This window comes from Pseudomonas sp. LB3P25 (assembly GCF_054897985.1).
Map to the genome: position 1 here is coordinate 6,757,733 of NZ_CM142711.1, position 20,750 is coordinate 6,778,482.

The 20,750-nt window shown below is 59.0% G+C and carries 18 protein-coding genes and 1 riboswitch; of the genes, 10 read left to right on the top strand and 8 right to left on the bottom strand.

Features of this window, described 5'->3' with window-relative positions; all coding sequences use genetic code 11:
- The first annotated feature begins 190 nt into the window (after nucleotides 1–190).
- The 3 genes from ltrA to ACYZTW_RS31130 all read left to right on the top strand — a co-directional run bounded on the left by ltrA (nucleotide 191) and on the right by ACYZTW_RS31130 (nucleotide 3,937).
- A complete protein-coding gene (gene ltrA / locus ACYZTW_RS31120) occupies nucleotides 191–1,483 on the top strand; it encodes a group II intron reverse transcriptase/maturase (protein WP_462001131.1) in 1,293 nt (430 codons plus the stop codon).
- Between the two features lie 285 nt (nucleotides 1,484–1,768).
- A complete protein-coding gene (gene ligB / locus ACYZTW_RS31125) occupies nucleotides 1,769–3,442 on the top strand; it encodes an NAD-dependent DNA ligase LigB (RefSeq protein ID WP_462003059.1) in 1,674 nt (557 codons plus the stop codon).
- Nucleotides 3,443–3,541: 99 nt separating this feature from the next.
- Nucleotides 3,542–3,937, top strand: coding sequence for a DUF1090 domain-containing protein (locus ACYZTW_RS31130; RefSeq protein WP_282483221.1), 396 nt, complete (start codon nucleotides 3,542–3,544; stop codon nucleotides 3,935–3,937).
- A 10-nt stretch (nucleotides 3,938–3,947) separates the two neighbouring features.
- On the opposite strand, the gene ACYZTW_RS31135 is transcribed toward ACYZTW_RS31130, so the two are convergent.
- Nucleotides 3,948–4,397, bottom strand: a complete 450-nt coding sequence (locus ACYZTW_RS31135) for a c-type cytochrome (RefSeq protein WP_462003060.1) — start codon at nucleotides 4,395–4,397, stop codon at nucleotides 3,948–3,950.
- A gap of 128 nt (nucleotides 4,398–4,525) precedes the next feature.
- Here ACYZTW_RS31135 and mltA point away from each other — a divergent pair, with 128 nt between their 5' ends.
- Complete coding sequence (gene mltA, locus ACYZTW_RS31140; protein WP_462003061.1) at nucleotides 4,526–5,698, top strand: murein transglycosylase A; 1,173 nt, start codon at nucleotides 4,526–4,528, stop codon at nucleotides 5,696–5,698.
- Between the two features lie 89 nt (nucleotides 5,699–5,787).
- On the opposite strand, the gene ACYZTW_RS31145 is transcribed toward mltA, so the two are convergent.
- Nucleotides 5,788–6,171: an MAPEG family protein gene (locus ACYZTW_RS31145; protein ID WP_462003062.1), complete on the bottom strand. Its 384-nt coding sequence runs from the start codon at nucleotides 6,169–6,171 to the stop codon at nucleotides 5,788–5,790.
- Between the two features lie 40 nt (nucleotides 6,172–6,211).
- On the bottom strand, nucleotides 6,212–7,045 hold the full coding sequence (locus tag ACYZTW_RS31150) for an EamA family transporter (protein WP_462003063.1): 834 nt from the start codon (nucleotides 7,043–7,045) through the stop codon (nucleotides 6,212–6,214).
- 286 nt (nucleotides 7,046–7,331) lie between these two features.
- Between ACYZTW_RS31150 and ACYZTW_RS31155 the strand changes: the two genes are divergently transcribed.
- Entirely contained in the window at nucleotides 7,332–8,501 is a 1,170-nt protein-coding gene (locus ACYZTW_RS31155) for an MFS transporter (protein ID WP_462003064.1), read from the top strand.
- Nucleotides 8,502–8,679: 178 nt separating this feature from the next.
- Here the strand turns inward: ACYZTW_RS31155 and ACYZTW_RS31160 are convergent, their stop codons facing one another.
- Nucleotides 8,680–9,567 carry a formate/nitrite transporter family protein gene (locus ACYZTW_RS31160; RefSeq protein WP_462003065.1) on the bottom strand — a complete coding sequence of 296 codons (888 nt, stop codon included), beginning with the start codon at nucleotides 9,565–9,567 and terminating at the stop codon, nucleotides 8,680–8,682.
- A 205-nt stretch (nucleotides 9,568–9,772) separates the two neighbouring features.
- Nucleotides 9,773–10,177 carry an acyl-CoA thioesterase gene (locus ACYZTW_RS31165; protein WP_462003066.1) on the bottom strand — a complete coding sequence of 135 codons (405 nt, stop codon included), beginning with the start codon at nucleotides 10,175–10,177 and terminating at the stop codon, nucleotides 9,773–9,775.
- Between the two features lie 355 nt (nucleotides 10,178–10,532).
- Nucleotides 10,533–10,635, top strand: a riboswitch (S-adenosyl-L-homocysteine riboswitch).
- 23 nt (nucleotides 10,636–10,658) lie between these two features.
- Between ACYZTW_RS31165 and ACYZTW_RS31170 the strand changes: the two genes are divergently transcribed.
- From ACYZTW_RS31170 to ACYZTW_RS31190, 5 genes are all read left to right on the top strand, one after another.
- Complete coding sequence (locus ACYZTW_RS31170; protein ID WP_462003067.1) at nucleotides 10,659–12,068, top strand: adenosylhomocysteinase; 1,410 nt, start codon at nucleotides 10,659–10,661, stop codon at nucleotides 12,066–12,068.
- A gap of 171 nt (nucleotides 12,069–12,239) precedes the next feature.
- Nucleotides 12,240–13,085: a methylenetetrahydrofolate reductase [NAD(P)H] gene (gene metF / locus ACYZTW_RS31175; RefSeq protein WP_462003068.1), complete on the top strand. Its 846-nt coding sequence runs from the start codon at nucleotides 12,240–12,242 to the stop codon at nucleotides 13,083–13,085.
- Between the two features lie 76 nt (nucleotides 13,086–13,161).
- Nucleotides 13,162–14,244: a hypothetical protein gene (locus tag ACYZTW_RS31180; protein ID WP_462003069.1), complete on the top strand. Its 1,083-nt coding sequence runs from the start codon at nucleotides 13,162–13,164 to the stop codon at nucleotides 14,242–14,244.
- Between the two features lie 88 nt (nucleotides 14,245–14,332).
- Entirely contained in the window at nucleotides 14,333–15,148 is an 816-nt protein-coding gene (locus tag ACYZTW_RS31185; RefSeq protein ID WP_462003070.1) for a substrate-binding periplasmic protein, read from the top strand.
- A 222-nt stretch (nucleotides 15,149–15,370) separates the two neighbouring features.
- On the top strand, nucleotides 15,371–17,245 hold the full coding sequence (locus ACYZTW_RS31190) for a DEAD/DEAH box helicase (RefSeq protein ID WP_462003071.1): 1,875 nt from the start codon (nucleotides 15,371–15,373) through the stop codon (nucleotides 17,243–17,245).
- Nucleotides 17,246–17,497: 252 nt separating this feature from the next.
- Here the strand turns inward: ACYZTW_RS31190 and ACYZTW_RS31195 are convergent, their stop codons facing one another.
- From ACYZTW_RS31195 to ACYZTW_RS31205, 3 genes are all read right to left on the bottom strand, one after another.
- On the bottom strand, nucleotides 17,498–18,091 hold the full coding sequence (locus ACYZTW_RS31195; protein WP_462003072.1) for a YceI family protein: 594 nt from the start codon (nucleotides 18,089–18,091) through the stop codon (nucleotides 17,498–17,500).
- A 32-nt stretch (nucleotides 18,092–18,123) separates the two neighbouring features.
- On the bottom strand, nucleotides 18,124–18,675 hold the full coding sequence (locus ACYZTW_RS31200) for a cytochrome b (protein ID WP_462003073.1): 552 nt from the start codon (nucleotides 18,673–18,675) through the stop codon (nucleotides 18,124–18,126).
- A gap of 263 nt (nucleotides 18,676–18,938) precedes the next feature.
- Nucleotides 18,939–20,690, bottom strand: a complete 1,752-nt coding sequence (locus ACYZTW_RS31205; protein ID WP_462003074.1) for a flavin monoamine oxidase family protein — start codon at nucleotides 20,688–20,690, stop codon at nucleotides 18,939–18,941.
- Nucleotides 20,691–20,750: the final 60 nt, after the last annotated feature.

Sequence of the window (20,750 nt, forward strand, 5' to 3'; positions counted from 1 at the left end):
CTCGCCTTGTGCCTGAAAGGGCGACGGTGCAAGCCGGAGCGAGAAGTCAGCAGAGGCCGTAGTAGTCTTTTTTTTTTTTTTGACGAAGGGCCGAACGAGAGAAAGCGTTATAGGCCATGTTGATGCGAACGACCGGAAGTCAGATGCCTGCCAAACGCGGGGCGGATGTGAGGACGCGAGCGGTGAAACCGTGAGAAGCCCCATCAGCGACGAGGTCAATCGCCCGCAAGATGAATCCGACAACGCAGGGCAAGGGCTGCTGGATCGGGCCTTTGCGAGAGAAAACCTGAAGCGGGCATGGAAGCGGGTCAAGGCCAACAAGGGAGCAGCGGGCGTCGATGGTCTGGATATTGAACAGACCGCCGAACATCTACTGAGCCAGTGGGCGGCGATTCGCGAACAGCTTCTTTCAGGCGTCTACCGGCCCAGCCCGGTACGACGTGTGGTCATCCCCAAACCTGACGGCGGTCAGCGCGAGTTGGGAATTCCAACGGTCACCGATCGCTTGATCCAACAAGCGTTGCTGCAAGTCTTGCAACCAGAACTCGATCCGACTTTCAGTGAACACAGCTACGGCTTTCGCCCGGGACGTTGCGCGCAGGATGCTGTTTTGGCGGCTCAGCGCCATGTGTCTTCAGGGCGAAGAGTGGTGGTGGATGTTGATCTGGAGAAGTTCTTCGACCGGGTCGATCACGATATTTTGATTGATCGTTTACGCAAGCGGATTGCGGATCGGGCGGTTATCCGGCTGATTCGGGCGTATCTGGATGCGGGAACGCAGATCAATGGCGTAGTCGAGAAAAGCCGCTGCGGGGCGCCGCAAGGCGGCCCGCTGTCGCCGTTGCTGGCGAACGTGCTGCTGGACGAAGTGGATCGGGAACTTGAACGTCGAGGTCATTGCTTCGTGCGCTATGCCGACGATGCGAATGTGTATGTTCGCAGCAAGAAGGCCGGGCAGCGAGTGATGGCCTTGCTCAAGCGTCTGTATGAAAAGCTGCACTTGAGCGTCAACGAGAGCAAGAGTGCGGTGGCGAGTGTATTTGGTCGCAAGTTTCTGGGGTACGCGTTCTGGGCTTCTCCACAAGGCGTCAAAAGGACAGTAGCGGTCAAAGCGCGTCAGCGCTTCAAACAGTGCATCCGCTGGTTTACCCGGCGCTCAGGTGGCCGCAGCTTGCAACAAGTTGTCGACCGATTAAGGCCCTACATGCTTGGCTGGAAGGGATATTTCGGCTTGTCGCAAACTCCCAGAATCTGGCGAGAGTTAGATGAATGGATACGACACCGACTACGAGCAATCCAGCTCAAGCAATGGCGGCGTAGTTCAACGATCTATCGAGAGCTGCGCAGGTTGGGTGCAAGTGAGGCTACTGCTCGCAAAGTGGCGGGAAGCTCTCGCTGCTGGTGGCGCAATAGCGCTCTTGAACTCAACCGAGTGCTCGATATAGCGTGGTTCGACAGAACGGGTTTACCGCGTCTCTCCTGACCTCAATCTCTCGAACCGCCCGGTGCGGACCCGCATGCCGGGTGGTGTGGCAGGGGAACGGCCTATGAAGGCCGTCCCCTATGCCGATTGCGCGATAATTGAAAGATCGCAGCCTCGTTTCACTCGACAGCTCCTACAGGGATTTGTGTAGGAGCTGTCGAGTGAAACGAGGCTGCGATCTCTTGATCTTCCTGTCCCTCGAAACACACCGAAAAACATCCTCGCTACCGACGCCCGAAAGCTGACTAACCTTGAAAGCATTCTCCCTGAGCAAGGACGCTCACGATGCTTCTGCGCCTGTTTTTCTGTTTTTTCCTGACCTTTCTTTGCCTGAGTTCAAACGCTGCCGATTGCCCCGACTGGCCACCCGCACGCGCCCTGAACGAAATCACGGCACTGCAAAAACAAATCGACCTATGGGACGACCACTATCACCGCAACGGACGCTCACTGGTCGCCGACGAAATCTATGATCAATCCCGCGCGCGACTGATCGAATGGCGGAAATGTTTTGACCTGGGTTTGGCGCCCGAACCTTTGCGCACCGCCGGCGGCACGATCACCCACCCCATCGCCCACACAGGCCTGGAAAAACTCCACGATGGTCGCGCCGTCGAAGCCTGGCTAAAAGGACGGAGCGATGTCTGGATTCAACCCAAGATAGACGGCGTGGCGGTGACCCTGATCTACCGCAAAGGCCTGCTGACTCAGGCTATCAGTCGCGGTGACGGGATAAATGGCCAGGACTGGACGGCTTCGGCGCGCCAGATCGCCGCCATCCCCCAACAATTGCCACAGCCGCTGGACCTGCTGCTGCAAGGCGAGCTCTATTGGCGCCTGACCGACCACGTACAGGCCCGTGCCGGCAGCCTCAATGCACGCGCCACAGTGGCCGGTTTGATGGCCCGTAAGAAGTTGAACACAGAGCAAGCCGCCGGGATCGGCCTGTTTGTCTGGGACTGGCCCCAAGGCCCGGCCAGTTTGCCGACCCGCGTCGCGGCCCTGGATGAGTTGGGTTTCCCGAGCACCGCACCTTACAGTCACTCGATCAAGGTATTTGCCGACGCTGAACGCTGGAGAGATCACTGGTATCGTTCGCCCCTTCCTTTCACCAGTGATGGCATCGTCCTGCGCCAGGATCAGCGCCCACCCGCCGAGCGCTGGCAGGCTAAACCGCCCTATTGGAGCGTCGCCTGGAAATACCCTTTTGCCCAGGCCTTGGCCGAGGTGCGCAAGGTCCACTTCAAGATTGGACGGACCGGACGGATCACCCCGGTACTGGAACTGACACCGGTTATGCTCGATGACCGGCAGATCAAACGCGTCAGTGTGAGTTCACTGCAACGCTGGGAGACGCTGGATATCCGGCCCGGAGACCAGGTCGCCATCAGCCTGGCAGGCCTGACCATTCCCAGGCTTGACGGTGTCATGCTGCGCAGCACCCAACGCGCTGAATTGAGCGTACCGCTGGCGGAGGACTTTCATCATTTGAGTTGTTGGCAGCCGACACCGGGGTGCGAAAGCCAATTCCTCGCCCGACTGACCTGGCTCAGCGGCAAGCAGGGACTGGCGTTGCCGCATGTCGGTCCTGGCACCTGGGAGAAACTTTTCGAAACAGGCCGTCTGAATGGCCTGCTGGATTGGTTAACCCTCGACGCTCAAGAGCTTGCTAACATTAGCGGCTTCGGCGAACGCAGCAGCGCTCGTCTGTTGAACAGTTTCAACAGCGCCCGGCAACGCCCTTTCGCTCGCTGGCTCAAAGCCCTGGGTTTGCCGCCGACCGGCCAGGCACGGCTTGCCGATTCATGGCAGGAACTGGCACAACGAAATATCGAGCAATGGCAGGCAGAAGCCGGCATCGGCCCGGGGCGCGCAGCGCAACTGAGCGCATTTTTCCGCGACCCGCAGGTCCTGGCCTTGAGTGAAACATTACGTATTGCGGGGATTGACGGTTTTTAGCGGCCGGTGATGCCCGTCAACCCGGGAACCCAATGGTGCCGCTGGGCTCAAACACCCCATCGCCACATCGACCCGATTGCCTTTTCACATGGAGCCTTTATGAAACTTCTTTCACCGCTCGCCCTGTTGACCCTTTGCAGCGTGCTGGCCGCTCCACTAATGGCCGCCGAAGAAGCTCCGGGCCTGACCGGCTGCGCCGCAAAGAAGCAGGGCATCATCAACCAGATTGAACTGGCCAAGTCCCACGGCAACGCTGATCAGCAAGCCGGCCTTGAAACGGCCCTGAGTGAAGTCACTGCTCAATGCACAGATGCTTCCCTGAAGAAAGAACGGGAAAACAAGGTGCTCGACGCCAAGCACGAAGTCAGCAAGCGTCAGGCCGATCTGGACAAGGCCATGAAGAAAGGCGACGCCGAGAAGATCAACAAGCGCAAAGACAAACTCGCCGAGTCCCGCAAGGAATTGCAGGACGCACTCGATGAGCTGGATAAGTAAGCCATCCAGATCAATGATCCCGAAATTCTTTATGGCACGCACTACAGGCATCTTCGACTTTCTGCACTGCGGGGCCCAGGTTACTGGCCTTGTAAGGCTGAACCTTGCTGGCAATCACCAACTCACCGGTGGCGGCTTCAAGGGTGCTGACCATTTCCTGGAAGCGTGCCTGCTGCTGCCACACATTGTCCTTGGCGCTGGTGTGATCTTCTTCGCGCACCTGCGGAAAATGTTTCCACGGTTCACGGGACAACGCATCGAGCTTCATGGCGCCATCGGCGAATTTCGGACCGTCAAACGGGATGCGACCACGCAACATGCCGCCCAAGTCTTCGCCAGTCTTGAGCATTTGCTTGAAGATCGCCTTGCGCTGGCCCAGCGGCGAGTTGGGGTCGACACCACCGCAGGCGGACAACGCCAGGCAGGCCAGCAATACAACAGAAAGTCTTTTAAGAGTCATGGTGGCTTCAGGTCACGGGAAACGGCGGCCAGTATCCTCGCGTCATCGGCAAAGACCAATAGCCCTATTATCAATACGGGTTGTTTGAGCGCATGGAGCACTCAGGCAACCGGCAAAGGAATTACTCCATGAACAGCTGTTTCAAGGCATGGCGTCACAACCTCGCCTGGACTCTTCCGATGGTGGCCGTGCTTGCGGGCTGCACCGGTGGCGACAACAACAAACCAAAAACCCACGCCCTGGCTACCTACTCCAGCGCCACGTGGGAAGCACTTCCGACGGTGTCCGACAACGACCTGGTCGCCGGCTTCGGTTCGTGGCGCAGCGCCTGCGCCCGACTCAAAGCCGACCCGGTCTGGGGCACGACCTGCGCGGCTGCCGCCAACGTGCCGCAAACCGCCAGCGACATTCGTGGCTTCCTCAAGCAGAACCTCGACGTCTACGGCCTGCGCGCCGCCAATGACAATCCCAACGGCTTGATCACCGGCTATTACGAGCCGGTCTACCCCGGCAGCCTGACGCAGACCGAAGTGGCGAAAATCCCGGTGTACGGTGTGCCTGAGGACATGATCATCGTTTCTCTGGACAGCCTCTACCCGGAACTCAAAGGGAAACGCCTGCGAGGCCGACTCGAAGGTCGCGTACTCAAGCCTTACGACGATGCGGCCACGATTGAAACCAAAGGGGTCAAGGCTCCTGTCGTTGCCTGGTTGACCGATCCGATGAACCTGCAATTTCTGCAAATCCAGGGCTCGGGTCGTATTCAGCTCGACGACGGCCGTCAATTGCGCATTGCGTATGCCGACCAGAACGGTCATCCGTATCGACCGATCGGCCGCTGGCTGGTTGATCAGGGTGAGCTGAAAAAAGAAGAAGTGACCATGGGCGCCATCAGCAATTGGGCCAAGGCCAATCCGACGCGCATTCCGGAACTGCTGGGCAGCAACCCCAGCTACGTATTCTTCACCCGCAACCCGGACAGCAACGAAGGGCCTCGCGGCTCGTTGAACGTACCGCTGACCGCCGGCTACAGCGCGGCGGTGGATCGCAAAGTGATTCCACTGGGCAGTCTGTTGTGGTTATCGACCACCAAACCGGACGGTACCGCACTGGTGCGCCCGGTAGCCGCTCAGGATACCGGCGGCGCAATTGCCGGCGAAGTCCGTGCGGACCTGTTCTGGGGCACAGGTGAGGCGGCCGGGCAATTGGCCGGCGACATGAAACAGCAGGGGCAGATCTGGATGCTCTGGCCTAAAGGCGCGACCCTGCCTGAAGTGCCGCAAGTGACCGACAAGCTTTAAAGTCAAAAGATCGCAGGCTCCCCGCAAAATCGCGGATGAGCATCGATCCAGTAGGCGCTGGCGAAGCCTGCGATCTTTTGATCTTGCTCTTAAACAGAAACCACAAAGAAACTGACGATCAACCCCAACCCCACCAACCACATCAGCGACCGCAAAATCGCCCAGTCCGCCAAGTAGCAAATGATGTACAGCAGCCGACTGGTGATGAACAACACCGACAGCACATTGATCGTCACCAGTTCGGCATTGCCGGCCAGGTGCGCAACGATCACCGCCGCCGCGAACGCGGGAGTCACTTCAAAACTGTTCAGATGCGCCGCATACGCGCGTCGGCCCAAACCATTCAGTGACTCGAGAAAGTCACGGGGGTCATAGTTGTCTTTCAGCCTGAACCCGCCACAGGCCCTGGCGATGCCCGTGCAGATATAGGGCAGGAAAATCGCGATCAAAATGCACCACAGAGCAACCGTCATAACGCAATCCCTTTTTCAGGTTTCAAGAGTCGAGCTCCAGTCAAAACTTCATCACCAGCATGCCGATCAGCACCAGCCCACAGGCTAGGAGCCGCGGCTTGCCGAAAGGTTCTTTCAGGTAACGCATGCCGAACAGCACCACCAGAATCACGCTGATCTCGCGCAATGCCGCCGCTTCGGCAATTGAGCCCAGCTGCATGGCCCACAGCACCAGAGCGTAGCTGAACAACACGCAAAACCCGACCGCCAACCCCAGTCGCCACTGCTCACGCCAGAACAACATGAAGGCCGGTCGCTTACGCACCAGCGCCAGTAACGGGAACGGCCAGGCGCTGAGCAACGTGACCCACACCAGGTAATCCAGCGGATGCGACCAGCGCCGCAACGCCTGGCCATCGATGAAGGTGTAGCAGCCGATGCACAGGCCAATCAGCGCCACCACCGGCAGCATCGACCATGGCAGACGCGCACCGCCACCGCCCTGCCAGAGCAGACACAGCATGCCGAACGGGATGAGTAGAATTCCGAAGATCTGCTGGTTCGTCAGCACCTCCCCGGCAAAGATCAGCGTCAGGGCCAGCACCACCAGCGGCGACAAGCCACGCATCAGCGGATAGACCAGCCCGAGATCACCGACCCTATAGGCCTGGATCAGCAAATAGCGATAGAGCAATTCAAATGCCGCCGACGCCAGAATCCACGGCCAGATGCCCAGGGGTGGCAACGCCACGAACGGCAACATCAGAGCGACAAACAGCATTGCAACGCTGTCCATGCAGGCCACCACCAGCAGCCGTTCCGCACTGAATTTGATCAGGGTATTCCACGCCGCGTGCAACAGCGCCGCTACTAACACCAGTGCTGTTGCAAGCACGGCACACTCCTTTTGTTGACCGCCCCCTCCCACGCAGGAGCACGGCTTGCCGGCGATGGCGTTCTTGAGATCGCCATCGCCGGCAAGCCGTGCTCCTACATGAAGCGGGGGAGATAATTGATTCGCCATATGTCAGCAGCTGTTTATACTGTAAGCGACCACGCCGCACTCAGTTGCGCACAAACCAATTCCAATAATTTTTGCCACCGCCCGCTCTCCCCAAGAACGGTCGTCGGCATGCGTATGCCTGATCAGAGCGTCAAGACTACCGACAGAGACCTCGCGCATGCCACTCGCCTTGCTTGCCCTCGCTGTTGCCGCGTTCGGCATCGGCACAACCGAATTCGTCATTATGGGCTTGCTGCCCGATGTCGCCCGCGACCTCGCCGTGAGCATCCCCCACGCGGGCCTGCTGATCACCGGCTACGCCCTGGGCGTGGTGTTCGGTGCACCGATCCTCGCAGTCGGCACCGCTAACATGCCGCGCAAAGCCACGCTGCTGGGCATGACGCTAATGTTCATCCTCGGCAACATCCTCTGCGCCCTGGCGCCGAACTACGCCACGCTGATGGCCGCGCGGGTAATTACTGCTCTGTGCCACGGGGCGTTCTTCGGCATCGGCTCGGTAGTCGCCGCCGGTTTGGTAGCGCCGAACAAACGCGCCCAAGCAATTGCGATGATGTTCACCGGCCTGACCCTGGCCAACGTGCTGGGCGTGCCTTTGGGCACCGCGCTCGGGCAATACGCCGGCTGGCGCTCGACGTTCTGGGCGGTGTCGGTGATCGGTGTGATCGCGGCCATCGCGCAGTGGGTCTGGCTGCCGAAGGACATCGCGATGGACAAGGCCAACCTCGCCAGCGAGTTCAAAGTGCTGGGCAAAGTCAACGTGTTGCTGGCGTTGGGCATGAGTGTGCTGGCGTCGACCAGCCTGTTCAGCGTCTTCACTTACATTGCCCCCATCCTGCAAGACATCACCGGCGTCAGCCCGCATGGCGTGACCATCATGTTGCTGCTATTCGGGGTCGGCTTGACCGCGGGCAGCATGCTCGGCGGTCGCCTGGCTGACAGTCGATTGCTGCCGTCGCTGGTGGGTATGGCGCTGGCTGTACTGGTCGTGTTGGCAGCGTTCACACAGACCAGTCACTCGGTGATTCCGGCGGCGATCACGCTGGTGTTGTGGGGTATTTTTGCCTTCGCACTGTGCCCGATCCTGCAGTTGCTGATCATTGACCAGGCGCATGAGGCACCGAACCTGGGCTCAACGCTGAACCAGAGCGCGTTCAACCTCGGCAACGCGGCCGGTGCGTGGATTGGTGGGCTGGTCGTTGCCAGTGGTGCGGATCTGGCGGACTTGCCGTGGACCGGCGCGCTGGTCAGTGGATTAACGGTGCTGACGGCGCTTTTCTATATCTATCTGCAACGTCGCGGTGTTGCTGCGGTCAATGTGTCCAGCTAATAGCTGCATCGCCCATGACATTGCATTCGCGAGCAGGCTCGCTCCCACACTGAATCGTCAGTGAACACCGATTTGGTGTACGACAGAGATCCAATGTGGGAGCGGGCTTGCTCGCGAAGAAGTTGACACGGTGTAGCAGCCACTCCCTTCGCCAGCGGCACAGGCCGAGCATCACTGACTACTTTGTGGTCTTCTGCAGGTCGGGCTCCGGGCCTTGATCCGTAGACTTCTTCGGCGGCCCGCTCTCACTGCGAATCTGCGCATGGCTGATCAGCGCGAAGATGAAGCTGCCGCCGATGATGTTCCCCGCCAGCGTCGGCCCGGCGAACACCAGCCAGAAATCTTTCCACGGCAACTCGCCGGCAAACACCAGATACGAGACCTCGGCCGAACCGACCACGATGTGGGTGAAATCCCCCAGCGCCATGAGGTAGGTGATGAGGATGATAATCCACATCTTCGCGCTCTCCATGGACGGAATCATCCAGACCATGGTGGCAATCATCCAGCCCGACACAATGCCTTTGGCGAACATCTGGCTGGCGTCGTTCTCCATGATCTTGCGCCCGATATCGAGGAAGGCCAGGTCGGTCTTGCTGTCGAAAATCGGCAGATTCAGCATCACATACGCCACCAGCAATGTGCCGCAGAGGTTGCCCACCAGCACCACCGACCACAGGCGTAGCAACCGACCAAAATTGTTCAGTGTGGGTTTGGTCATGATCGGCAGCACAGCCGTCAACGTGTTCTCGGTGAACAATTGCTGACGGGCGAGGATCACCGCGAGAAAGCCTGCGCAGTAACCGAAACTGGCGATCACCTTGAAGCCTTCGCCGTCCGGCAGACGGGAATTGAGCAGTCCCATGGCCATCAGCGACAGGCCCATGGTCAGGCCGGCCGCCAGCGCCGACCACCACAAGGCGGCGACGCTGCGTTCGAGTTCCTGATCGCCCTGGGTGCGGATGATTTCGTGCAACACCGCTGCCCGCGGCGGCTGGCTCTTGTCGACGTCGTGCTGTTCTTCAGGCGAGAGGTTCGGGGTCTTGCCGTCTTTTTGCGTGTCCATAAAGCTCCTGAACCTGTGGCGTGTCATGTAGGTACGACACGCGCGGTCCGAAGCTGTTCAGTGGTCCGCCAAATCATCGTTGACCGGTAGACCGCCTTCGCGAGCAGGCTCGCTCCCACACTGAATCTCAGTCGTTTACAGAAGTTGTGTTCGCTGAAGATCAAATGTGGGAGCGAGCCTGCTCGCGAAGGGCGCGCCGCCGGCTTCACTCGTTGATACCATCATCCTGGAACTGGTCTTTGACGTATTTGATCTCGGTCCGGCCGTGCGGCGCGGGCAAGCCGTCTTCACCCAGATTGACGAAGACGATCTTCTCCACCGTCAGGATGCTTTTGCGGGTGATCTTGTTACGCACTTCGCACTTCAGGGTGATTGAGGTGCGACCGAACTCGGTAGCAGTGATGCCCAGTTCGATGATGTCGCCCTGGCGCGAGGCACTGACGAAGTTGATTTCGGAAATGTACTTGGTGACCACACGCTGATTGCCCAGCTGAACGATGGCGTAGATCGCCGCTTCTTCGTCGAGCCAGCGCAACAGGCTGCCGCCGAACAGCGTGCCGTTGGGGTTGAGGTCTTCGGGTTTTACCCATTTGCGGGTGTGGAAATTCATATTCACTCCTGAGCGTCTTGCCGAATGATGGTGGGCATCATGGCAGAGCCCGAACTAGAGCTCTATTAAGCATCGACTATGGTCTCGATTACCGTTCAGACATTGACCAACAGAAACGCTTTGGAAGTATCGCTCACACGGCTATAATCGCCACCGTTTCAAAACGGTAACGTTTCGTGGCCCGCGTGGCCTGTTTTTCAGTTCAAATTCGGATGCCAGAAGTTCAGAGCCAAGGCGCTGTGACAAGTCATAGCTCGCTATGGCGAGGAACAGCAACGCAGGATCTGGGCTTCTGGCGCCGAAGTTGAACTGAAAAACGGGCTATGCGGGCCACCCGATACCGTTTTCCCGCCACCTGTCCGAGGGGCGCTGCAGCAGGTTCGACCTGTCAGGCTCGGATGGGGCGTTGCTTGACCGTTATCGGTCAGACACTAAACGCACAACGGCGCCCATTCGCATACATTACGAATGGAGGCTCATCATGAGCGCTGTTATCACGCCTGCAGATTTTAACGATTACAAAGTTGCCGACATGTCCCTGGCTGCCTGGGGCCGTCGCGAAACCATCATCGCCGAATCCGAAATGCCAGCCCTGATGGGTCTGCGCCGCAAATACGCCGGTGAGCAGCCGCTCAAAGGCGCGAAGATCCTCGGCTGCATCCACATGACCATTCAGACTGCCGTGCTGATCGAAACCCTGGTTGCCCTGGGTGCCGAAGTACGTTGGTCGTCCTGCAACATTTTCTCGACTCAGGACCAGGCCGCTGCCGCTATCGCTGCCGCCGGCATCGCGGTTTTCGCCTGGAAAGGCGAAACTGAAGCAGAGTACGAGTGGTGCCTGGAGCAAACCATCCTCAAAGATGGCGCGCCTTGGGATGCCAACATGATCCTCGACGACGGCGGCGACCTGACCGAGCTGCTGCACAAGAAATACCCGGCGATCCTGGACCGCGTCCACGGCGTCACCGAAGAAACCACCACCGGCGTTCACCGCCTGCTGGACATGCTGGCCAAGGGCGAGCTGAAAATCCCGGCTATCAACGTCAACGACTCGGTGACCAAGAGCAAGAACGACAACAAGTACGGCTGCCGTCACAGCCTGAACGATGCGATCAAGCGCGGTACCGACCACCTGCTGTCCGGCAAGCAAGCGCTGGTCATCGGTTATGGTGACGTGGGCAAGGGCTCGGCCCAGTCCCTGCGTCAGGAAGGCATGATCGTTAAGGTTTCCGAAGTCGACCCGATCTGCGCCATGCAAGCCTGCATGGACGGTTACGAGCTGGTTTCGCCGTTCATCGACGGTATCAACAACGGTACTGAAGCAAGCATCGACAAAGCGCTGCTGGGCAAGATCGACCTGATCGTGACCACCACCGGTAACGTCAACGTTTGCGACGCGAACATGCTCAAAGCCCTGAAGAAGCGCGCCGTTGTCTGCAACATCGGCCACTTCGACAACGAAATCGACACTGCTTTCATGCGCAAGAACTGGGCATGGGAAGAAGTGAAGCCACAGGTTCACAAGATCCACCGTACCGGTCCTGGCGCATTCGACGCTCAGAACGACGACTACCTGATCCTGCTGGCCGAAGGCCGTCTGGTTAACCTGGGTAACGCAACCGGCCACCCAAGCCGCATCATGGACGGTTCGTTTGCCAACCAGGTTCTGGCGCAAATCTTCCTGTTCGGCCAGAAGTACGCCGACCTGTCGCCAGCCCAGAAAGCCGATCGCCTGACCGTTGAAGTACTGCCGAAGAAACTCGACGAAGAAGTGGCCCTGGAAATGGTCCGCGGTTTCGGCGGCGTGGTGACTCAACTGACCAAGACTCAGGCCGACTACATCGGCGTGACCGTTGAAGGTCCGTTCAAGCCGCACGCTTACCGCTACTGATCGGTTCCTGCCACTCAGGCAGGAACCACGCTGACCTGTAGGAGCAGAGCTTGCTCGCGATAGCATCACCACGGTGTTCCCCGGATACCGCGGCGCCTCCATCGCGAGCAAGCTCGGCTCCTACAATCAGCGAGGCGACTGCAAGGCTTACGTGTTTCCAAGGATATGACCATGTCCCAAGAACGTCGCTACAGCTTTGAGTTCTTCCCTACGAAGACCGACGCTGGGCATGAAAAACTGCTCGCCACTGCCCGTCAGCTGGCCACGTACAACCCCGATTTCTTCTCCTGCACCTATGGCGCGGGTGGTTCGACCCGTGATCGCACCCTCAACACCGTGTTGCAGCTCGAAAGCGAAGTCAAAGTACCTGCCGCACCGCATTTGTCCTGCGTTGGCGACAGCAAGGATGACTTGCGCGGCCTGCTGGCCCAATACAAGGCAGCCGGCATCACCCGTATCGTTGCCCTGCGCGGTGACCTGCCTTCCGGCATGGGCATGGCCAGTGGTGAAATGCGCCACGCCAATGACCTGGTTGAATTCATTCGTGAAGAAACCGGCGATCATTTCCATATCGAAGTCGCCGCTTATCCGGAGATGCATCCGCAAGCACGCAATTTCGAAGATGATCTGAATAACTTCGTGCGCAAAGCCAACGCCGGCGCCAACAGTGCGATCACCCAGTACTTCTTCAACGCCGACAGCTACTTCTACTTCGTCGAGCGTGTACGGGCGATGGGCGTGAACATCCCGATCGTTCCGGGAATCATGCCGATCACCAACTACAGCAAGCTGGCGCGTTTCTCCGATGCCTGCGGTGCGGAAATCCCGCGCTGGATCCGCAAGCAGCTGGAAGCCTACGGCGACGACACCTCAAGCATTCAGCGTTTCGGTGAGCAGGTTATTACTGAAATGTGTGAACGTTTGTTGCAAGGCGGAGCACCGGGGTTGCATTTCTATACCCTGAACCAAGCCGAAGCGAGCCTGGCCGTGTGGAACAATCTGAAGCTACCGCGCTGATAGACTCCACACCTCATGCCAAGGCCCTCTTCTGAGGGCCTTTTACATTCAGAAGCCCCATGGAATGTTGTTTTCTATGATGACTGAGTCCTCGTCACCACGCCCTCAACTGGTTTATCTGGTTTTCGGCCCCCAGACGTACCACCAGGAAGCGGTGTTCAGCATCGCCAGTGCCTTGGCCTGGCTGCGTGAAACTCCCCACGTAGAGCTCGACATCCAGGTTTTCAGTGACAACCCGCAGCCCTACGAGCACCTGCCGGTACGAGTACGCCCCCTCGACGAGCCTACTCGTCGCCGCTGGAACGAACCCCATGGCTATCACTTTCGAGCCAAGCATGTCGCGTTGCGCACGGTGCTTGAGGAGTCGGAAGTCGCATTACTGATCGACACCGACACGTTCTTCCATTGTTCACCCGTCGAACTGTTCAACCGCGTGCAACCCGGCACTCTGCTGTGCAACGACTACTACACCCAATACGGCACCAATAAGGAGAACGTGCTCTACAGTGCGCTGTCGAGTACGCTTTTGAGCAAAGGCCTGGCTGACGATCAGATGATGCTGCTCAACTCCGGCGTGATCGGGTTGCACCAGCAGGATGCGCAGGTGCTTGATCACTCCATTGCATTGATCGACGAATTGTTTCCCATGGCACAGGGGGCTTATACCCTTGAAGAGTTCTGCCTGTCGGTCGCAGCCTATCGCACGATGAAGATCAATAAGTGCCCGGACCTGATCCATCACTACTGGAGCCGCAAGCAGCTGTTCAGGGCCAAGGTTAACGCCTGGGTCGTCAAACACGCCAAGAACCCGACCAGTCAGGCGGCATTGGATGATACTCGTCGCGTGTCAGCCCACCTGCCACGACCGCCACGGGCCCAGCGAATGCTCTACAAGCTCATCACCCTGGCACTGCCCAAACATCTGCGTCAGTTCATACGCGAAATCCTCTATGGCTGCTATGAACACCACAATGAGTTCGACAAGGCCTGTGGGCCGGTGTGGTGGGACAAGGCGCTGCAAAACCAGGAAGAGCGCCTCGGCAAGCCGGTCACTCAGCACTTGCTCGAACGCTGGTTCAATAGGGAATTGGTACGACTGATCCTGGGCGGTCGACGCAAAGCTATCCATGACCACTTGCTCAATTCGCCGGATAAATAGAGGCCTTGCGCGCAATCTACCTCAAGGACAGTGCTAAACATGCTCGCCAGAGCTTCTCATTAGGCCTTTAGAGTACTAACCTCAGGCCATGCCCGTTATTGCCCAGTTGCTGACAGTTCTGCTTTTTACTTGCCTGAGCTTTACCGCTCGGGGCGAGAGGCTGCGCATTGTCACCGAACCCTGGGCGCCGTACGTGTATGAGGAAAACGGCAAATCCCTGGGGCTGGACTACGAAACCACCGCCATCGTCTTCAAACGCCTGGGCATCGAAGTGGAATGGCAGTTCCTGCCGTGGAAACGCTGCCTGTCGATGCTCGAAACGGGCCAGGCAGACGGCGCGCTGGACATCTTCCACAGCGATGAACGCGACGCCACCCTGCTCTACCCCGGCGAGCCGCTCTCGGAAGTGGAGTTCGTGATGTTCTACGCCAATGAGCGGCCCCACCCTTTTCGCACCTTGGCCGACCTGAAAGGGCTGACCATCGGCACTTCCCCGGGCTATCTGTACAGCCAGGACTTCAGCGAATCGACCCTGTTCACTCGAGAACCGGCGCCGACCCACGAAGCCAACTTCGGCAAACTGGTGCGCGGGCGGATCGACCTGCTGATCACCGATCGCAGGGTTGGTCAGCACTTGCTCGACGAATTGGGCATCCGCGACAAGATTACCGAGAATCCGACCGTCATAAGCCACCAGAGCCAGTTCCTGGCAGTACGCCGCAACGCCGGCATGGACTTGTTGGTGCAGCGCTTCGGCGCCGAACTCAAACGCTTCAAGCGCGAGCCTGCGTACGCTGAACTGAGCGCCCGTTATGGCGCCGATCCGGCGGCCGAGGTAAAAGCCACCAGAGCCACCGCCGCCAGCGGAAAAACCGTTGAGCAGCAGGAAAGCGGCGCGCAGTGATTGCTCTGTTATACTCCGGCCTTCCCGCCAGGCTCACGCCCGGACGCTCGGACTTGTTCAAGGCATCTCGACCCCGCTACAGCGCAGCTTTTCAGCCCGCGCGAGCACTCCAGATGAGCCTTCTTGGCCCAGCAGGACCGGACGGGATTGCGTCCTCTTAAACGCCATTCGCGCCAGGCAAGACTCCCATTGGGCCAAGCCCTAACTAAAACAGGATTACTCATGTCCTTTGCTTCCCTCGGTCTCTCCGAGGCTTTAGTCCGCGCCATCGAGGCAGCGGGCTATACCGAGCCTACTCCGGTGCAACAGCGGGCCATTCCCGCCGTGTTGCAAGGTCGCGATCTGATGGTCGCTGCTCAGACAGGTACTGGTAAAACCGGCGGCTTCGCCCTTCCGATTCTGGAGCGGTTGTTTCCCAACGGTCACCCGGACAAATCCCAGCGTCACGGCCCGCGCCAACCGCGCGTACTGGTCCTGACCCCTACCCGCGAACTCGCGGCTCAAGTACACGAGAGCTTCAAGGTCTATGCCCGTGACCTGAAGTTCGTCAGCGCCTGCATCTTCGGCGGCGTCGGCATGAACCCACAGGTTCAGGCCATGTCCCGCGGTGTTGACGTGCTGGTGGCCTGCCCCGGCCGCCTGCTCGACCTCGCTGGTCAAGGCAGCGTCGATTTGTCCCACGTGGAAATCCTCGTGCTGGACGAAGCCGACCGCATGCTCGACATGGGCTTTGTCCATGACGTGAAAAAGGTCCTGGCTCGTCTGCCGAGCAAACGTCAGAACCTGCTGTTCTCGGCGACCTTCTCCAAAGACATCACCGACCTCGCCGGCAAGCTGCTGCACAACCCGGAACGCATCGAAGTCACGCCACCGAACACCACGGTCGAGCGTATCGAACAGCGCGTATTCCGCCTGGCTGCCAGCCACAAGCGCTCGTTGCTGGCGCACCTGATCACCGCTGGCGCCTGGGAACAGGTGCTGGTGTTCACTCGCACCAAGCACGGCGCCAACCGTCTGGCCGAGTACCTGGACAAACACGGCCTCAGCGCCGTAGCGATCCACGGTAACAAGAGCCAGAACGCTCGCACCAAAGCCCTGGCCGACTTCAAGGCCGGCGAAGTGCGCATCCTGGTTGCCACCGACATCGCCGCTCGCGGCCTGGATATCGACCAGTTGCCACACGTGGTCAACTTCGAACTGCCAAACGTCGACGAAGACTACGTTCACCGTATCGGTCGTACCGGCCGTGCCGGTCGTTCGGGCGAGGCGATCTCGCTGGTCGCTCCGGACGAAGAAAAGCTGCTGAAAAGCATCGAACGCATGACCAAGCAGAAGATTGCCGACGGCAACCTGATGGGCTTCGATTCCAGCGCAGTAGAAGCCGAGAAGCCTGAAGTCCGCGAGCGTCCGGATGTACGTAACCCGCGCAACCCACGTGGTCCGCGCGGCGACGGTCCGAATGGCAGCGGCGGCGGTGGCGGTCGTAAAGACAAAGGCAAGGACAAGGGAGGCAAGGAAAAACCTGCAGCCACTGGCCGTGGTGATCGTCCGGCACGTGAACACAAACCACGTGAAGGCACTCCGGCTCGTGAGCAACAGCGTCCAGCGCCACGCGCTGCCGCTGATCGTGCACCGGACGAGTTCCTGGACGACGATATCGATAACTTCGGTAACCGCGTCGACTACGTTCCTCAAGCCAAACCAGCTCAGGGCCGTGGTCGCCGTCCGGGTGCTCCGGCACAAGGCACAACAGCTGGCGCAGGTGCTCCGCGCACCGGCGGCAAGCCTCAGGGTCGTCAAAGTGGCCCACGCAGCAGCGATGGCGCCACCACCGGCACGCCGCCGGCCAAGCGCAGCGGCCCACGCAATGGTGCTCCACGTGACGGCCAGGCCCGTCGCGAAGAGTCCCGCAACCGCCGCCCGGCTCGTGACGATCAGCCGCGTTCGGAACCAGCCGTGCAAAACCCGCGCGGCCCGGCACCAAAGATCATTCACAAGGAGTCGAAAACCGATCGTTTCCCGACGCCTGAACAACTTGATCAACTGCCAGGCCGTCCGCGCGGCGAGAAACCAGCGTTGCTGACCCGCAATCGCTGAGTTATCGCTGCAATAAAAAATGCCCCGGATCTCACGATCCGGGGCATTTTTTCTGGCTGACGCAAAACCCCTGTGGGAGCGAGCCTGCTCGCGAATGCGGTTGTTCATCCAGGATTAATTTCGACTGACCCACCGATTTCGCGAGCAGGCTCGCTCCCACAGGGGTTTTGCGGCGGCGGTGCGGATTTTGGCAGGCAATAAAAAACGCCCCCGATCGTGAGATCGGGGGCGTTTTTGTTTTAGCAGCGAAAGTTATTTCGCTTTCACACCTTCAAACGTCACGTACAACTCGACCGCGTCGGACTGTGGGCCCAGGTCTTTCTGCTTGCCGAAATCGGAGCGCTTGAGGTTGGTGGTGCCTTCGAAGCCGGCACGGTAGCCGCCCCATGGATCCTTGCCTTCGCCCAAGAACGTGGCCTTGACCACGATTGGCTTGGTAACGCCTGCGATAGTCAAATTACCCGCCACGTCAGCAGTGTCTTTGCCAGCGGCGTTTTTGCCGGTGGCTTTGACGCTGGTGGAAACAAACGTGGCTTTAGCGAATTTGCTCGCGTTCAGGAAATCACCGCTGGCGATGTGCTTGTCGCGCTCAGCGTTGTTGGTGAACACGCTGGCGGTGTTCACGTTGAACTCGATCTTGCTGTCTTCTGGCTTGGCAGCGTCGAAGCTGAACTTGCCGTCGATATCCTTGAAGGTACCGATGATGTAGCTGTAGCCCAGGTGGCTGATCTTGAAGTCAACGAAGGCGTGCTGGCCTTCTTTGTCGACGACGTAGTCGGCCGCCATCACGTTGGCGGACAGCAGAGCAGAGCCGATTGCCAGAGCGGCGAGAGTCTTTTTCAACATGCTTTCTATTCCTTTGGAGTCGAGATTGAACTTCAAGCTTTGCGCCCCAGCATTCGAGTGAGGGTCGCATCACGATCGATAAAGTGGTGTTTCAGTGCTGCCAACGCATGGAGGCCGGAAAAAATGACCAACACCCACGCCAGATACAGATGAATCGCACCGGCGGTGTCTGCCTGGTCCGGTAGTCCGGAAACCAATGCAGGGATTTCAAACAGGCCAAACACCGGAATCCCGACACCTTCTGCGGTGGAAATCAGGTAACCGGTAATCATCACAGCGAACAGCGCGAGGTACAGGAACGAATGGCCGAACTTGGCGCCAAGGCGCGTCATGCGGCTATAGCTTTCCAGTGCTGGCGGGGGTGGGCTGATAAGGCGCCACACAACCCGTAGAACCATGACGGCTAACAACACCAGACCAATGCTCTTGTGCAAGTCCGGCGCGTCTTTGCGCCAGGTGCTGTAGTAGTCGAGACCGACCATCCACAAGCCCAACGCAAACAGACCGAAGACTGCCAGCGCCACGCCCCAGTGCATGAAGATGCTGACCCAACCATAGCGCGAAGAAGAATTACGTAGCTGCATTGCCCAAATCCTGTGAGAACTGCGACCAAGACTATCGATTTACCTATCGAATTAAAGCGGAAAATTTCGCTTTGAAATATCGAGAAATACGATCAAGAGTCTGAAATAGGTGAGTTAAGGAAAGATTAAAGACCCATGTGTAAGAAAAGATGAAGCCCAACTAAAGAACACCTGCGCCATAAGGTTTATTCAATTCTTAATATTGGTTTTCTTCAGGCATAAAAAAACGCGGCATTTCTGCCGCGTTTCTTTAATCCCAACGCTTACTGCGCTTTGGTATCCGTTGCCGGAGTCGCAGCGGGCTTGGCCGCTGGTTTCTTCACAGGAGCTTTTGCCGGAGCCTTTTTGGCCTCGGCTTTGGTCACCGGTTTTTTCACCGCAGCCTTGGCCGGGGCTTTTTTGGCGGGTTCGGCTTTCACCGGGGCCGCTGGCTTCGGTGCTTCAACCGGCTCTGGCGCTGGGGCCGGCGCAGGTGTTGGAGCCGGTGCAGGAGCAACCGGAGCCACTGGCTCTGGCGCCTTGACTGGTGCCGGTTTGTCGTCAGAACCACCAAACAGGTTGCTGAAGAAGTTGCCTTTCTTCGCCGCCACCGCGCCGGCCGCCGCAACGGTCGCTGCCGGAACAACTTTCGCCGGTTCAAACGATTTGCCGGCCGCCAGGTCTTCTACCTGACTGGCTGCCCGCTGACCGGTGCGCAATGCGCCTTCCAGCGTGCCCGGGTACAAGGTGTCGGTGTGTTCGCCGGCAAAGGCTACACGCTGAATCGGACGTTCCCACAGACGCCAGTACTTGCTCATCTGGCCAGGACCGAAGGCCAGGTAAGCGCCGCCCATGGAGGGGTCGGTGCTGTAGCGGCGGATTTCATAACCGGTGAACGAACCGCGCGCCTGTGGATAAAAGGCGTGCAGTCGGATCAGCACCTGATCGACCATCTGCTTGTCGCCGAAAGCCTGCATCACGCGCGCGTTGTCGCCGGACAGGTTGATCACCACGTTGGCGCCGCCCTTCAGCGCCGGCTCAACCCACAACATGCCCAGACCGGCGTTGCTGTAGATCTCGCCGGTCATCCGCGCCTTGCTTTCCCACACTGGCGTCTTGAACTTCAGCATGATCTGGTCGTGCCAGCCGTAGTTGGTGCCCTTGATCGCGCCCATGTGCTGGGCATCCAGCGACGGGGTCATCTGGATCTTGTTCAGTGCGCGCAATGGCACGGCCACGACGACGTAGTCAGCCTGATAGCCGACGCTGCCGACTTTGACGGTCACGCCGTCCTTGTCCTGGGTGATCGCCGAGACCGGGGAGCTGGTCTTGATGGTTTTCAGTTGTTTGACGAAAGCCTGGGCCAACACCGGGCTACCGCCGGGCAGACGCGCAGCGCGCAGGTCACGGTCGGCAACGCCACGGTAAACGCGGCTTTGTTGTGCGAAGTACAGCAGCGACAGGCGCGATGGTTCGTCATAACGGGTACGGATCTGCTGATTCACCAATTGACGAGCCGTGGCCGGCAGATTCAGACGGTCGAGCCAGTTGGCCACGTTGATCTGATCCAGGGCGAACAGTGTGCTGTTGGCCGCCGGGTTCTGCGGGTCTTCGATCGAGCGCGCCAGATCGTCCACAGTCTTTTCGTAGCGCTTGAGCGCGTCGCTGGTGGCCGGCTGCTTGGTTGCCAGGTCAGCGGCGGTGAAATATTCACCGTCGATCAGATAGCTCGGGGTCCGTACGAACTCAGGGGCCGGCGTGGTGCTCAGCTTAAAGGTCGATACGTACTTGTTCAGAACCGGTTGGGTCTTGTCGTTGCCGATCCACTCACTGGTGGCCATGCCGGAGCGACCGCCCATGCTCGGTTTGGCTTCCAGCAGGGTGACCTGCCAGCCTTTGTTTTGCAGTTCGTAAGCCGCGGTGAGGCCAGACAGCCCTCCACCGATCACGATCGCCGTTTTATCCTTTGCCAGCGCAGACACGCTGAACAGCCCTAACATCACCAGCGCACACGCGCGCAGCCAACCAGCAGACATTCAGCGAACTCCGGAAATACACGTAGGAAAAAGTGGTTTTGTGAGTCAGACGACTCAAAG